Source organism: Streptomyces sp. NPDC020917, assembly GCF_044333795.1.
Taxonomy (GTDB): Bacteria; Actinomycetota; Actinomycetes; order Streptomycetales; family Streptomycetaceae; genus Actinacidiphila.
Map to the genome: position 1 here is coordinate 239,505 of NZ_JBIRRR010000004.1, position 13,577 is coordinate 253,081.

Genomic DNA, 13,577 nt, shown 5'->3' on the forward strand with positions numbered 1-13,577 from the left:
TCGGGCCCAACAAGGAGAGCAGGGAACCCAGATGGCGGAGCTCACGATCCGGCCGGAGGAGATCCGGGACGCGCTGGAGACCTTTGTCCAGTCGTACCAGCCGGACGCCGCCTCGCGCGAGGAGGTCGGCACGGTCAGCGTTGCCGGAGACGGCATCGCGAAGGTCGAGGGCCTGCCCTCGGCGATGGCGAACGAACTGCTGAAGTTCGAGGACGGCACCCTCGGCCTCGCCCTCAACCTCGAGGAGCGCGAGATCGGTGCCATCGTCCTCGGCGAGTTCAGCGGCATCGAGGAGGGCCAGCCGGTGCAGCGCACCGGTGAGGTGCTCTCGGTGGCGGTCGGCGAAGGCTACCTGGGCCGTGTCGTCGACCCCCTGGGCAACCCCATCGACGGTCTCGGCGAGATCGCGACCGAGGGTCGCCGCGCCCTGGAGCTGCAGGCCCCCACGGTCATGCAGCGCAAGTCGGTGCACGAGCCGATGCAGACCGGCCTGAAGGCCGTCGACTCGATGACCCCGATCGGCCGCGGCCAGCGGCAGCTGATCATCGGTGACCGCCAGACCGGCAAGACCGCCCTGGCGATCGACACGATCATCAACCAGCGCGACAACTGGCAGTCCGGCGACCCGACGAAGCAGGTGCGCTGCATCTACGTCGCCATCGGCCAGAAGGGCTCCACCATCGCGGGCGTGCGCGCCGCGCTGGAGGAGGCCGGCGCCCTCGAGTACACGACGATCGTCGCCGCCCCGGCGTCCGACCCGGCCGGCTTCAAGTACCTGGCCCCCTACACCGGCTCGGCCATCGGCCAGCACTGGATGTACCAGGGCAAGCACGTACTGATCGTCTTCGACGACCTGAGCAAGCAGGCCGACGCCTACCGCGCGGTCTCCCTGCTGCTGCGCCGCCCGCCGGGCCGCGAGGCCTACCCGGGCGACGTGTTCTACCTGCACTCCCGCCTCCTGGAGCGCTGCGCCAAGCTCTCCGACGACCTGGGCGCCGGCTCGATGACCGGTCTGCCGATCGTCGAGACCAAGGCCAACGACGTGTCGGCGTTCATCCCGACCAACGTCATCTCCATCACCGACGGCCAGTGCTTCCTGGAGTCCGACCTGTTCAACGCCGGCCAGCGGCCCGCGCTGAACGTCGGTATCTCGGTCTCCCGCGTCGGTGGTTCCGCGCAGATCAAGGCCATGAAGAGCGTCGCCGGCCGGCTCCGCGTGGACCTCGCCCAGTTCCGTGAGCTGGAGGCCTTCGCGGCCTTCGGTTCCGACCTGGACGCGGCGTCCAAGGCGCAGCTGGAGCGCGGCCAGCGCATGGTCGAGCTGCTCAAGCAGGGCCAGTACGCGCCGTACCCGATCGAGGAGCAGGTCGTCTCCATCTGGGCCGGCACCACCGGCAAGCTGGACGACGTCCCGGTCGAGGACGTGCGCCGCTTCGAGCGCGAGCTGCTGGACTACCTGCGCCGCGAGCGCAAGTCGCTGCTCACCGGCATCGTCGAGACCGGCAAGCTGGAGGACGGCACGGTCGACGCGCTGACCGAGTCCGTGTCCGCCTTCAAGAAGCAGTTCGAGACGTCCTCCGGCGCGCTGCTGGTCGAGGGCTGATCGCATGGGCGCACAGATTCGGGTCTACAAGCGCCGGATCAAGTCCGTCACCGCCACGAAGAAGATCACCAAGGCGATGGAGATGATCGCGGCCTCGCGCATCGTCAAGGCGCAGCGCCAGGTGGCGGCCTCCTCTCCGTACGCCGACGAGCTGACTCGTGCGGTGACTGCGGTGGCGACCGGCTCCAACACCAAGCACCCGCTGACCACCGAGGCCGAGAACCCCAGCCGTGCCGCGGTCCTGCTCATCACGAGCGACCGCGGTCTGGCCGGCGGCTACTCGTCCAACGCCATCAAGGCCGCCGACCGGCTGGCCGAGCGGCTCAAGGCCGAGGGCAAGGACGTCGCCTCGTACATCGTCGGCCGCAAGGGCCTGGCGTACTACAGCTTCCGGAACCGCACGGTCGCCGACTCGTGGAGCGGGTTCTCGGACAGCCCGACGTACGGCGACGCCAAGGCCGTCGCGGCGCCCCTGATCGAGGCGCTGCTGGCGGACTCGGCGGAGGGCGGCGTGGACGAGCTGCACATCGTCTTCACGGAGTTCGTGTCGATGATGACGCAGACGCCGGTCGGCCGGCGGCTGCTGCCGCTGAGCCTCGACGACGCGGGCACCGTCGGTGACGAAGCGGGCGCCGAGCGCAAGAAGGGCGAGGCGCTGCCGCTGTTCGAGTTCGAGCCGTCGGCGGAGGGCGTGCTGGACGCGCTGCTGCCGCGCTACGTCGAGAGCCGGATCTACAACGCCATGCTGCAGGCCGCTGCCTCCGAGCACGCGGCCCGCCGCCGGGCGATGAAGTCGGCGACCGACAACGCGGAAGATCTGATCAAGTCGCTCACGCGGCTTGCCAACGCGGCCCGACAGGCCGACATCACCCAGGAAATCAGCGAGATCGTCGGTGGCGCGAGTGCTCTGGCCGACGCGAACGCGGGGAGTGACTGACCACTATGACCACCACTGTTGAAACCACCGCCACCGGCCGGGTGGCGCGGGTCATCGGCCCGGTCGTCGACGTGGAGTTCCCCGTCGACGCCATGCCGGAGATCTACAACGCGCTGCATGTCGACGTCGCGGACCCGGCCGCCGACGGCGCCATCAAGACGCTGACCCTCGAGGTCGCCCAGCACCTGGGCGACGGCGTGGTCCGCGCGATCTCGATGCAGCCCACCGACGGCCTGGTCCGCCAGGCTCCGGTGACCGACACCGGCGACGGCATCACCGTGCCGGTCGGCGACGTCACCAAGGGCCGCGTCTTCAACACCCTGGGCGCGATCCTCAACGAGCCGGAGGCCGAGTCCGAGGTCACCGAGCGCTGGGCGATCCACCGCAAGGCCCCCGCCTTCGACCAGCTCGAGTCCAAGACCGAGATGTTCGAGACCGGCCTGAAGGTCGTCGACCTGCTGACCCCGTACGTCAAGGGCGGCAAGATCGGCCTGTTCGGCGGCGCCGGCGTCGGCAAGACCGTCCTCATCCAGGAAATGATCATGCGTGTGGCCAAGCTGCACGAGGGAGTTTCCGTGTTCGCCGGTGTCGGCGAGCGCACCCGTGAGGGCAACGACCTGATCGAGGAGATGGCCGAGTCCGGCGTTCTCCCGCAGACCGCGCTGGTCTTCGGCCAGATGGACGAGCCGCCGGGCACCCGTCTCCGGGTCGCGCTGGCCGGTCTGACCATGGCGGAGTACTTCCGCGATGTGCAGAAGCAGGACGTGCTGTTCTTCATCGACAACATCTTCCGCTTCACCCAGGCCGGTTCCGAGGTCTCCACGCTGCTCGGCCGGATGCCCTCCGCGGTGGGTTACCAGCCGAACCTGGCGGACGAGATGGGTCTGCTCCAGGAGCGGATCACCTCGACCCGTGGTCACTCGATCACCTCGATGCAGGCGATCTACGTCCCCGCGGACGACCTGACCGACCCCGCCCCGGCGACCACCTTCGCCCACCTCGACGCGACGACCGTGCTCTCGCGGCCGATCTCGGAGAAGGGCATCTACCCCGCGGTGGACCCGCTGGACTCCACGTCCCGCATCCTGGACCCGCGCTACATCACGCAGGAGCACTACGACTGCGCCTCGCGCGTCAAGACGATCCTGCAGAAGTACAAGGACCTCCAGGACATCATCTCCATCCTCGGCATCGACGAGCTGGGCGAGGAGGACAAGCTCACCGTCTCCCGCGCCCGCCGCATCGAGCGCTTCCTGTCGCAGAACACCCACGCGGCGAAGCAGTTCACCGGTGTCGACGGCTCGGACGTGTCGCTGGACGAGTCCATCTCGGCGTTCAACGCGATCGCCGACGGTGAGTTCGACCACTTCCCGGAGCAGGCGTTCTTCATGTGCGGTGGCCTGGACGACCTCAAGGCCAACGCTGCCAAGCTCGGCGTCAACTGACCCGGGCGCTCGGCGCACGCGAGACGGGGGGCGGCCCGGCCCATTGGCGCCGCCCCCCTCTCGCACCCTTTATTCTGTGTCTTACGCACCCGTCGCAGGCGGTGGGTGCCAACCCGAGGAGCCGTCTTGGCCGATCTTCACGTCGAGCTGGTCGCCGCGGACCGTAATGTCTGGTCCGGCGAGGCCACCATGGTCGTCGCCCGCACCATGTCGGGTGACATCGGCATCATGGCCAACCACGAGCCGCTGCTCGGGGTGCTGCGGTCGGGTCCGGTGACCATCCGCACCAACGACGGCGGTACCGTCGTCGCCGCGGTGCACGGCGGGTTCATCTCGTTCGCGGACAACAAGCTCTCCATCCTGGCGGAGATCGCCGAACTGGCCGACGAGATCGACGTCGACCGGGCCGAGCGGGCTCTGCAGCGGTCGAAGTCCGAGGCCGACGCCGCCGCCGAGCGGCGCGCCGAGGTCCGGCTGGCCGCGGCGGCCGGGGCGCGCTGAACGGCGCACCCCACCGCAGACCAACGGTGCCGCGGACTGCCCCTCGGGGGCGGTCCGCGGCTCCGGCAATACCGGTAGTGACCAGGCAGTAACACGGCGGCGGCACGGGGCGGCAGCCATTTCTACGCGAGGAGGTCGGTGAACGTGATCGTCTCCGTGGAAGTGCTGATCACCGTGATCGTGGTGGCCGTGCTCGGCCTCTTCGTGTTCGGGCTGCGGCGGCGGCTCATCCAGCGCCCCGGCGGCACCTTCGACTGCAGCCTGCGCCCGGCGCCGCCCGAGGACGTCGATCCCGGCGGCAAGGGCTGGGTGTACGGCGTCGCCCGCTACAGCGGGGACCGGGTGGAGTGGTTCCGCGTCTTCTCGTACGCACCGCGCCCGCGCCGGGTGCTGGAGCGGCCCTCGATCGAGGTGCTGGGCCGGCGCCAGCCGCAGGGCTCGGAGGAGCTGGCGCTGCTGTCGGACGCCGTGGTGCTCTCCTGCGCCCACAAGGGCGCCACGCTGGAGCTGGCCATGAGCGACGACGCGCTGACCGGGTTCCTGGCGTGGCTGGAGGCCGCACCGCCCGGCCAGCGCGTCAACGTGGCCTGAGTCCCGCCCGCTACCGGTTCTCGCCGGGCACCCACAGCACGTCGCCGCGCTCCTTGTTGGCGGTGCGGGCCAGGATGAACAGCAGGTCGGACAGCCGGTTGAGGTAGGTGGCGGTCAGCGGGTTCATGGTGTCCCCGTGCTCCTCCAGCGCCGCCCAGGTGGACCGCTCGGCCCGCCGCACCACCGTGCACGCCTGGTGCAGCAGCGCGGCGCCCGGGGCGCCGCCGGGGAGGATGAAGCTGCGCAGCTTCTCCAGGTCGGCCAGGAAGCGGTCGCACTCCTCCTCCAGCCGGTCCACGTAGGACTGCTCGACCCGCAGCGGCGGATGCTCGGGGTCGGGGACCACCGGGGTGGCCAGGTCCGCGCCGACGTCGAAGAGGTCGTTCTGCACGCGGACCAGGACCGTCACCACCTCGTCCGGCAGCACGCCGAGGGCGAGGGCGACGCCGAGCACCGCGTTCGCCTCGTTGGCGTCCGCGTAGGCGGCGATCCGGGAGTCGGTCTTCGCGGTACGGCTCATGTCGCCCAGCGCCGTCGTGCCGTCGTCGCCGGTGCGCGTGTAGATGCGGGTGAGGTTGACCATGTGCAGAGCTTATAAAGCCCGGCGGCCCCAGCTCCCGCAGCCCGGGCCCCTGTTCGGGCCCGGGTCGTGCGACCAACGACACACGGTGACGCGGCTGACATCCTGTCGCGCCCGATGGTGAACGGGCGTTAAGGTCCGGCCAGATACCCGGGATTACCCAGTGGAGAGGTGTGGGACGTGGCGAAGAAGCTCGCTGTCATCGGAGCGGGACTGATGGGCGCCGGCATCGCGCAGGTGTCGGCCCAGGCCGGCTACGAGGTCATCCTGCGGGACGTCACGGACGAGGCACTGGCGCGCGGCAGGGACGGAATCGCCGCGTCCTACGAGAAGTTCGTCGCCAAGGGCAAGCTCGCCGCGGACGAGGCGGCCGCCGCGCTGGACCGGATCACCACGACCACCGACCTGGACGCGGCCGCCGAGGCCGACCTGGTCGTCGAGGCGGTCTTCGAGAAGATCGAGGTCAAGCAGGAGATCTTCCGCACCCTGGACCGGATCGTGCGGGACGACGCGGTGCTCGCGTCCAACACCTCCGCGATCCCGATCACCAAGATCGCCGCCGCCACCGAGCACCCCGAACGGGTCGTCGGCACCCACTTCTTCTCGCCGGTTCCGCTGATGCAGCTGTGCGAGCTCGTGCGTGGCTACAAGACCAGCGACGAGACGCTGGCCCGGGCCCGGGAGTTCGCCGAGAGCGTCGGCAAGACCTGCATCGTCGTCAACCGCGACGTGGCCGGCTTCGTCACCACCCGGCTGATCTCCGCGCTCGTCGTCGAGGCGGTCAAGCTCTACGAGTCCGGCGTCGCCACCGCCGAGGACATCGACACCGCCTGCAAGCTCGGCTTCGGCCACGCCATGGGCCCGCTGGCCACCACCGACCTCACCGGCGTCGACATCCTGCTGCACGCGGCGGGCAACATCTACACCGAGTCGCAGGACGAGAAGTTCGCCCCGCCGGAGATCATGCGGCGCATGGTCGACGCCGGCGATCTGGGCCGCAAGAGCGGCCAGGGCTTCTACACGTACTAAGACACGTCACTCACAGGAGTGAATTCGGTATCGGTTCGCTCACAGACGGCAACTTCTCTTTGCGACGGACCGTCAGTTGTGTGAAGACATAAAGGATCTGCACTGTACGCACCTCCCCGCGGCCCGGCGGGGAGGTGCCGGCACGGCCCGGGGAGCGACTATGCACATCAGGGGCGACCACGCCGAGCTGGTCGTCGGGGGCCGCCTCGACGTGCGCAGCGCGGCGGACGCCCGCACCGCCCTGCACACCGCCGTCGACTCCGGCCGCGGCGACCTGATCCTCGATCTCACCGAACTCGACTCCTGGGACGCCACCGGACTCGGCGTCATCATGGGCGCCCACCGGCGCGCGGGGCGCGCCAACCGCCGGCTGGTGCTACGCGGGGTGCCGCCGCAGATGCAGCGGCTGCTGGTCGCGACCCGGCTGCACCGGATCCTGGCGATCGAACCCGAAGGGTGACGTTGGGCACGTAGGGGGGCCGCCTTACCCCCGGTACTTCATGTGCGCGGTGGGAGCCTCTAGAGTTTGCGCATCGATGGCCAGGAGGCGTGCTGCACGCACGCCGGAGTTGGGCGATCGGGCCGCAGTCCGCGTGCGGAGGCAGGCGGCGGCCCGAGCAGGCCCCCTCAACGGACCCGCCCCGGGGGGCGCACAACATGGAACAGCACAGCGGCCGGCCGGGCGAGGACCCGATAGCCCCGGAGGCCGCCGGAGAACCGGTGGAGCCGTTCGCCCTGCCCGTGTTTCCCGAACTCGCGGGGCCGGCCGACCAGCCGGCTGCCGAGCCGGGGCCCGGGCGCGTCGTGGACGTCCGTGACGCCTCCCGCGGCGACGGCCTGCTCCCCGCGCTGCCCGGACAGGGCGACGAGCTCGGCGAGGCCTTCGGTGAGCGCCCTGCCGCGGCCGCCGGGGGAACGGACTCCGCGGGACGGGGCTCGGGAACGGGCTCCACGGGACGGCACGCGGCCGGACCCGGCCCCGCCACCCCGCGCGACGCGAGGGACGCGGCCACAGGCTTCGACGCTCCCGGTACGGCCCTCGCGGGCTCCGATGCCCCCGGTACGGCCCTCGCGGGGTTCGACGCGAGCTGGCCGGCCCTCCCCGCCTCCGACGCTTCGAGCAGCGCGCTCACGGGCTCCGGCGCCCCCGGTGACGCCCTCGCGGGGCCCGACGCGCCCGGTGCCGCGCTCGCCCCCGTACCCGAGCGGCCCGCGCTGCCCCAGCGGCCGACCCTGCCCGAGCGTGCGGCGCTGCCCCAACTTCCGGTCCGCCCGCTGGCCGAGGCGCCGAGCGGCACGCCCTTCGACGCGTTCGGTGGCGCCGGCGCCGGCGGCGGTGCCGCGCCCGCCCGGAGCGGCACCGAGCGCACCCCCGGCAGCTTCGGCTCGCTCGGCGGCAGCGGCAGCTTCGACGGCTTCGCCGCCGGCTCGCCCGCGCCGCGCTCCGACCGGCCGCTGCCCGGCCGCACCCCGCCGGCCTCGCTGCCGTCCGGCGCCGGCCCGGCGGACGCCGCGGAGCAGGACGCCGCGCTGTTCGACGGCACGCTGCCCGCGCCGCGCACCACCCGGCCGCCCCGCGACCCGCTCGTCGCCCCCGAGCAGAACACGCCCGGCGGCGGCAGCGCCAAGGTCGCCCGGGTCGTCACCACCGAGTTCCTGCTGACCGTCAACCCGGTCGACGGCACCGAGGTCGTGCCGTGCCCGCCGGAGGAGGCGCGCACCCCGGTCCGCCGCACCGCGCAGGAGCGCGCGGTCCGGATGAACAGCGCCCGCCCCGCGCCGCCGCCCGGCCCGCCCGCCCCCGAACTGCCCCTGCTGGAACGGGACGAGGAGCGCGAGCGGCTCATCCGGCTGCTCGCCCGCGGCCGTTCGATCCGGGTCACCGGCGCGTCCGGCGCCGGCCGCAGCTCGCTGCTGGAGTCCGTCGCCAACGCCTGCGGCGACCTCGCGCCCGACGGCGTGCTGCGGCTGTCCGGCCACCGGCGGTCCGCCGCGGACGTGCTGCAGGACCTCTACGGCGTCGTCTACGGCGGTGAGGGCTACCGGCCCGACCGCACCGAACTGCTCGGGCTCCTCAAGGACGTCGGCGCCGTCGTGGTCCTGGACGACCTGGAGTTCGGCGGCAGCGCGCTGGAGGAGCTGCTCGCGGCCCTCCCCGAGTGCGCGTTCCTGATGACCGCCACCCCGGACGTGCCCGCGCCCGCCGCGGACTCCGCGGTCGAGGAGGTGTTCCTGTCCGGGCTGAGCCGCGCCGCCTGCCTCGACCTGCTGCAGCTGTCCGCCGGCCGGCGCCTGGCCGAGGACGAGACCGCCTGGGCGGCCGACCTGTGGTTCGAGTCCGAGGGGCTGCCGCTGCGGTTCGTCCAGGCCGGCGCGCTGCTGCGGCAGCGGGACGCCCTGCGCCAGCCGGCCGAGCCCGGCGAGTGGGACGACTCGGTGTGGGAGAACGGCGCGCCCGGTTCCCGGCCGCCGCTGGGCATCGAACTGCCCGACCTCACCGGCTTCGACCTGCCCGACCTCACCGGGTTCGACGAGCCGGCGGAGCCCGGCCACGCGGGCCCGGCCGAGCCCGAGCCGCAGGCCGCCCCGAGCCCCGCCCCGAGTGCGCCGCTGCCCGCGGCCGCGGTGCCGCTGCCCTCCCTCGCCGAGAGCGCGGCCCCCGCCGACCTGCTGGCCTCACGGCTGAGTGAGGCCGCCCGCGAGACGCTGGCGTTCGCCGTCGCCCTCGACGGGGAGTGCCCGCACCCCTCGCACCTGCCCGCGCTCGTCGGCGACACCCACGGCGACGCGGCGCTCGGCGAACTCACCTCCGTGGGCCTCGCCGTCCCGGTCGCCTCGCACTTCCGGCTCGCCGCCGGCGTCGCCCTCCAGCTGTCCGCGAGCCTGCGGACGGACGGCGAGCTGTCAGAGGTCCAGGGCCACACCGCGGGGCTCCACTACACCTGGTGGGCCGGCCACCCCTCCGTCACGCCCGAGCGCGTGGCCGGCGAGTCCGAGGCCATCCTCGGCGCCCTGGCCGCCTGCCGTGACGGCGGCAACGCGAGCGCCGCCGTGCTGCTGGCACGGACGGTCGCGCCGGTCTTCGCCGCGGCACTGCACTGGGGCGCGTGGGAGCGGGCGCTGCGCATCGGCCAGGAGGCCGCGCGGATCTCCGGCGAGGTCGCCGAGGAGGCGTACTTCCACCACGAACTCGGTGTGCTCGCGCTGTGCACCGGCCACCTCGACCGCGCCCGGGCGGAACTGGAGGCGTCCATCGCGCTGCGCGGCGCGCTGGCCGACCGCCAGGGCACCGTGGTGGGGCGGCGCACCCTGGCGCTCGTCGCGGACCGCGAAGGGGCGCTGGCGGCCGCGCCGTTCGAGGGCGACGCCCTCACGGCCGAGCTGCCCCCGGTGCCGGCCGCCGCGTCCACGATGGCGCTGCCGCGGGCCGCCGAGCCGGGCCCGGTCGTCATCGGCGCGCCCAGGCCGCCGGCCGGCCCGCACAAGGCCGCGGGGCCGCGGCGCGGGCTCGGGTCCCGGCGCACCCTCATAGCGGCGGGGTCCGGCGTGCTGCTGGTCGCGGCGCTCGGCACGATCGTGGCCATCGGGGCCACGTCCGGGAAGGGCGGGGACACGCCCAACCAGGTCCAGCCCGTGGAGTCCGTCCAGCAGGACGCGCCCGGTACGACGTCGGCGGCGCCGCCCGAGGACGGCACGACCGCGCCTGCGGCGCCCGCCACCTCGTCCTCGACCTCGCCGACGCCGTCGACGTCCGGCCCCTCGACCACCCCTGCGGGGGGCGGCTCCAGCACGGCTCCCTCCGGGGGTGTGTCGACGGCGCCGACGGTGCCGGCGACCTCCCAGCCGGCGGGGGGCGGGGGCCCGTCCTCCAAGCCGCCCACGTCGAGGCCGCCGACCTCGAAGCCTCCGACGTCGAAGCCGCCGACGACTCCGCCCACCACCCCGCCGACGACTCCCCCCACCACCCCGCCCACCACGGACCCGACGGATCCGGGGACGACGAGCCAGTCCGCCCCGGCGCCGGACACGCCCGTCACGACGGTCGCGCCCTCAGCCGAGGCCACCCCCACGACCACCTGAACCCTCTTCCAGGGGGCGGCTTCCGGTCTGCCCCCGCGGCCCGGCCGCCGCCTGCGGTCACGTCGTGGCTTGTCGCGCAGTTCCCCGCGCCCCTGACGGGGCACGTCCTGCCCGGTGGGGTTCGCTGCCGACTCCCGCGCCGTCGTGGCCTGTCGCGCAGTTCCCCGCGCCCCTGACGGGGCTGCGTCTGCCCGGTGGGGTGCGCTGCCGTGTGCCGCGCCGTCTGAAGGGGCTCGGCTTGGTGCTGGGGAGGGCGGCTAAAGGGGCGCGGGGAACTGCGCGGCCAGCCCGGGGCAGGGCGGCAGGCGGCGGACGGCCTGGCGGGGCAGCCCGGGGGCCGGGGGCAACCCCGGGGGAGGGGGCACTACGTGCGGGCCCAGTCAGAAGAGGCGGAGTTTGTCGTCCTCGATGCCGCGGAGGGCGTCGTAGTCGAGGGTGACGCAACCGATGCCGCGGTCGGTGGCCAGGACGCGCGCCTGCGGCTTGATCTCCTGGGCGGCGAACACGCCCTTGACCGGGGCGAGACGGGGATCCCGGTTGAGCAGCTCGAGGTAGCGGGTGAGCTGCTCGACCCCGTCGATCTCGCCCCGCCGCTTGATCTCGATCGCCACCGTGCCGCCGTCGGCGTCCCGGCACAGGATGTCGACCGGCCCGATGGCCGTCGGGTACTCGCGGCGGATGAGCGTCCAGCCCTCGCCGAGCACCTCCATGCGGTCGGCGAGCAGTTCCTGCAGGTGCGCCTCGACGCCGTCCTTGATCAGCCCGGGGTCGACGCCCAGTTCGTGCGAGGAGTCGTGCAGTATCTCCTCGATCGAGATGATCAGCTGCTCGCCCGCCTTGTTCGTGACCGTCCAGACGCCGTCCTCGCCCTCCTTCATCGAGCAGGGCGGCGACATCCAGTTGAGCGGCTTGTACGCGCGGTCGTCCGCGTGGACGGAGAGACTGCCGTCCGCCTTGATCAGCAGCAGCCGGGTGGCCGAGGGCAGATGGGCGGAGAGCCGGCCCGCGTAGTCGACGGAGCAGCGGGCGATCACGAGACGCATGGTGCGCAACGCTAGCAGGAGCCGGCGGCCCGCCGGGACGTCGGGGCCAAGCAGGGCCAAGTACGGCCAACTCGCCGCGACCCAGGAAAAATGGCCGGTTGTGGACGTCGCCGCCTAGTGCCGCCGCGCGCAGGGCGCCTACGGTTGAAGCCCGGATCCGGCGAGCGTCCCCACGGCCGCCGCCTCCGGGGTCATCCGTCGGTTCGGCCCCGTCGCGCTGCGGGGTCACGAGAGGAGTACCCATGTCGCTCGACGTCTCACCGGCCCTTCTCGAGCAGGCCGAGCGAGGCGAGGTCGACGAGCAGGAATTCGTCGACTGCGTCCGGACGTCCCTCCCGTACGCCTGGGAGATGATCAGTTCGCTGGTGGCGCAACTCAAGGTTGACGGGGGGAAGTTCGCAGACAACCAGGTGCCGCCGCCGAGCGAGAAGGAGCGCGGGCAGCTGCTGCGCGCGCTCGCGAGCGACGCGATACGCGGTGCCCTGCAGCGGCACTTCGGGGTGCGGCTCGCCTTCCAGAACTGCCACCGGGTGGCGGTCTTCCCGCTGGACCCGGCGGTCGATGAGACCTACGGCCGGTTCACGTCCATCCGCTCGCAGCTACTCAACCAGTCCCCCGAGCTGAGGGACTGCTGACCCGCGCGGGGGCCGTCCGGGCACCCGCGACCACCCGGCGTGCTGCCGAACCGGTAGGCCACACCTGCTTTTTCAGGCCAGTTCCGGGAGCACGTCGGAGCCCAGCCGGGCGACGTTCACCTCCGTGGCGTCCAGGTCGCCCGAGCCCTCGGCGAGCAGGGCGAAGCGGGTGATGCCGGTGGCCTCCGCGGTCGCCGCCAGCCGGTCCGCACACAGCCTCGGCGAGCCCACCGGGTGCAGCTCGCAGAGCAGTTCGGTGTAGGCGTGCGGGTCGCGCATCGCGCGCGGGCTGCCGTCGTAGGTGCGGTGCGCCGCGAGACCCTGCTGGAGCCAGTCCGGCATGGCCTTCAGCAGGGTCTCCACGGCGTCCTGGCGGGTGTCGGCGACCTGGACCACGCCGGCCGACACATGGCCCGCGGCGGCCGCCGCCACGGCGTCGGGGGAGTGGCCCGCCGCCAGCGCGGTGCGCCGCCACAACGCGACCATCCCCGCCTTGTCCTCGTCCCCGCAGTGCATGCCGAGCATCATCGGCAGCGCCCGCTCGGCAGCCAGTCGGACGGTGGCCGGCGAGGTGCAGGCCACCACCACCGGCGGCCCCCCGCCGTCGAGTTCGTCCGGCCGCGGCACCACCGGGACCTCCGGGAAGGCGTACCGCGGGCCGTCCGCCCCCACCGCCGGCTCGCGCAGCCAGCGCAGCAGCAGGTCCAGGGACTCCGGGAAGCCGCTCTCGAACGCCGCTATCCCGGCGCCGAAGACCGTCAGGTCCACCCAGGGGCCGCCGCGCCCCACCCCGAGGGTGAACCGGCCGCCGGACGCCAGGTGCAGCAGCGCGGCCTGCTCGCCCAGCGCCACCGGGTGCGCGGTCGGCAGCACGCTCACCGCGGTGCCCACCCCGATCCTGGACGTCCGTCCGAGGAGCACCCCCGCCAGGGTGGCCGCCGACGGGCACACCCCGTAGGGCACGAAATGGTGCTCGGCCAGCCACACCGCGTCCAGACCGGCGGCCTCCGCCGCGTCGGCGGTGGATATCGCCCGGTGCAGCGCCTCACCCTGGCCCTGTCCGGGGAACTGGGCCGCGAGGACGAAGACTCCCACGCGCATCGCTCACTCCCTCCTTGCCGGGTCTAACGGTT

General features: G+C 73.0%; 12 protein-coding genes. 9 read left to right on the top strand and 3 right to left on the bottom strand.

Annotation, left to right across the window (positions count from 1 at the left end):
* Positions 1–31: 31 nt before the first annotated feature.
* From atpA to ACH4TG_RS11015, 5 genes are all read left to right on the top strand, one after another.
* Positions 32–1,603, top strand: coding sequence for a F0F1 ATP synthase subunit alpha (gene atpA / locus ACH4TG_RS10995; protein WP_398241879.1), 1,572 nt, complete (start codon positions 32–34; stop codon positions 1,601–1,603).
* A 4-nt stretch (positions 1,604–1,607) separates the two neighbouring features.
* Positions 1,608–2,540 carry a F0F1 ATP synthase subunit gamma gene (locus ACH4TG_RS11000; protein WP_398241880.1) on the top strand — a complete coding sequence of 311 codons (933 nt, stop codon included), beginning with the start codon at positions 1,608–1,610 and terminating at the stop codon, positions 2,538–2,540.
* Between the two features lie 5 nt (positions 2,541–2,545).
* Entirely contained in the window at positions 2,546–3,985 is a 1,440-nt protein-coding gene (gene atpD / locus ACH4TG_RS11005) for a F0F1 ATP synthase subunit beta (protein ID WP_398241881.1), read from the top strand.
* Between the two features lie 126 nt (positions 3,986–4,111).
* Positions 4,112–4,486 carry a F0F1 ATP synthase subunit epsilon gene (locus tag ACH4TG_RS11010; protein ID WP_398241882.1) on the top strand — a complete coding sequence of 125 codons (375 nt, stop codon included), beginning with the start codon at positions 4,112–4,114 and terminating at the stop codon, positions 4,484–4,486.
* A 144-nt stretch (positions 4,487–4,630) separates the two neighbouring features.
* Complete coding sequence (locus ACH4TG_RS11015) at positions 4,631–5,077, top strand: DUF2550 domain-containing protein (RefSeq protein WP_398242126.1); 447 nt, start codon at positions 4,631–4,633, stop codon at positions 5,075–5,077.
* A gap of 10 nt (positions 5,078–5,087) precedes the next feature.
* Here ACH4TG_RS11015 and ACH4TG_RS11020 read toward each other — a convergent pair whose 3' ends face one another.
* Complete coding sequence (locus tag ACH4TG_RS11020) at positions 5,088–5,660, bottom strand: cob(I)yrinic acid a,c-diamide adenosyltransferase (protein WP_398241883.1); 573 nt, start codon at positions 5,658–5,660, stop codon at positions 5,088–5,090.
* A gap of 177 nt (positions 5,661–5,837) precedes the next feature.
* On the opposite strand from ACH4TG_RS11020, the gene ACH4TG_RS11025 reads away from it, so the two are divergent.
* The 3 genes from ACH4TG_RS11025 (at position 5,838) to ACH4TG_RS11035 (ending at position 10,766) form a co-directional block, all read left to right on the top strand.
* The gene (locus ACH4TG_RS11025) at positions 5,838–6,686 is read left to right on the top strand and encodes a 3-hydroxyacyl-CoA dehydrogenase family protein (RefSeq protein WP_398241884.1); all 849 of its coding nucleotides are present in this window, start codon (positions 5,838–5,840) and stop codon (positions 6,684–6,686) included.
* A 160-nt stretch (positions 6,687–6,846) separates the two neighbouring features.
* Positions 6,847–7,146 (top strand): STAS domain-containing protein, encoded by a 300-nt coding sequence (locus tag ACH4TG_RS11030; protein ID WP_398241885.1) that lies wholly within the window; start codon positions 6,847–6,849, stop codon positions 7,144–7,146.
* Between the two features lie 197 nt (positions 7,147–7,343).
* Positions 7,344–10,766, top strand: coding sequence for an ATP-binding protein (locus tag ACH4TG_RS11035; protein ID WP_398241886.1), 3,423 nt, complete (start codon positions 7,344–7,346; stop codon positions 10,764–10,766).
* A gap of 380 nt (positions 10,767–11,146) precedes the next feature.
* Here ACH4TG_RS11035 and nucS read toward each other — a convergent pair whose 3' ends face one another.
* Positions 11,147–11,809 (bottom strand): endonuclease NucS, encoded by a 663-nt coding sequence (gene nucS / locus ACH4TG_RS11040; protein WP_398241887.1) that lies wholly within the window; start codon positions 11,807–11,809, stop codon positions 11,147–11,149.
* A 242-nt stretch (positions 11,810–12,051) separates the two neighbouring features.
* Between nucS and ACH4TG_RS11045 the strand changes: the two genes are divergently transcribed.
* Positions 12,052–12,444, top strand: a complete 393-nt coding sequence (locus ACH4TG_RS11045; RefSeq protein ID WP_398241888.1) for an SCO5389 family protein — start codon at positions 12,052–12,054, stop codon at positions 12,442–12,444.
* A 72-nt stretch (positions 12,445–12,516) separates the two neighbouring features.
* Here ACH4TG_RS11045 and ACH4TG_RS11050 read toward each other — a convergent pair whose 3' ends face one another.
* Positions 12,517–13,545: an LLM class flavin-dependent oxidoreductase gene (locus tag ACH4TG_RS11050; protein WP_398241889.1), complete on the bottom strand. Its 1,029-nt coding sequence runs from the start codon at positions 13,543–13,545 to the stop codon at positions 12,517–12,519.
* Positions 13,546–13,577: the final 32 nt, after the last annotated feature.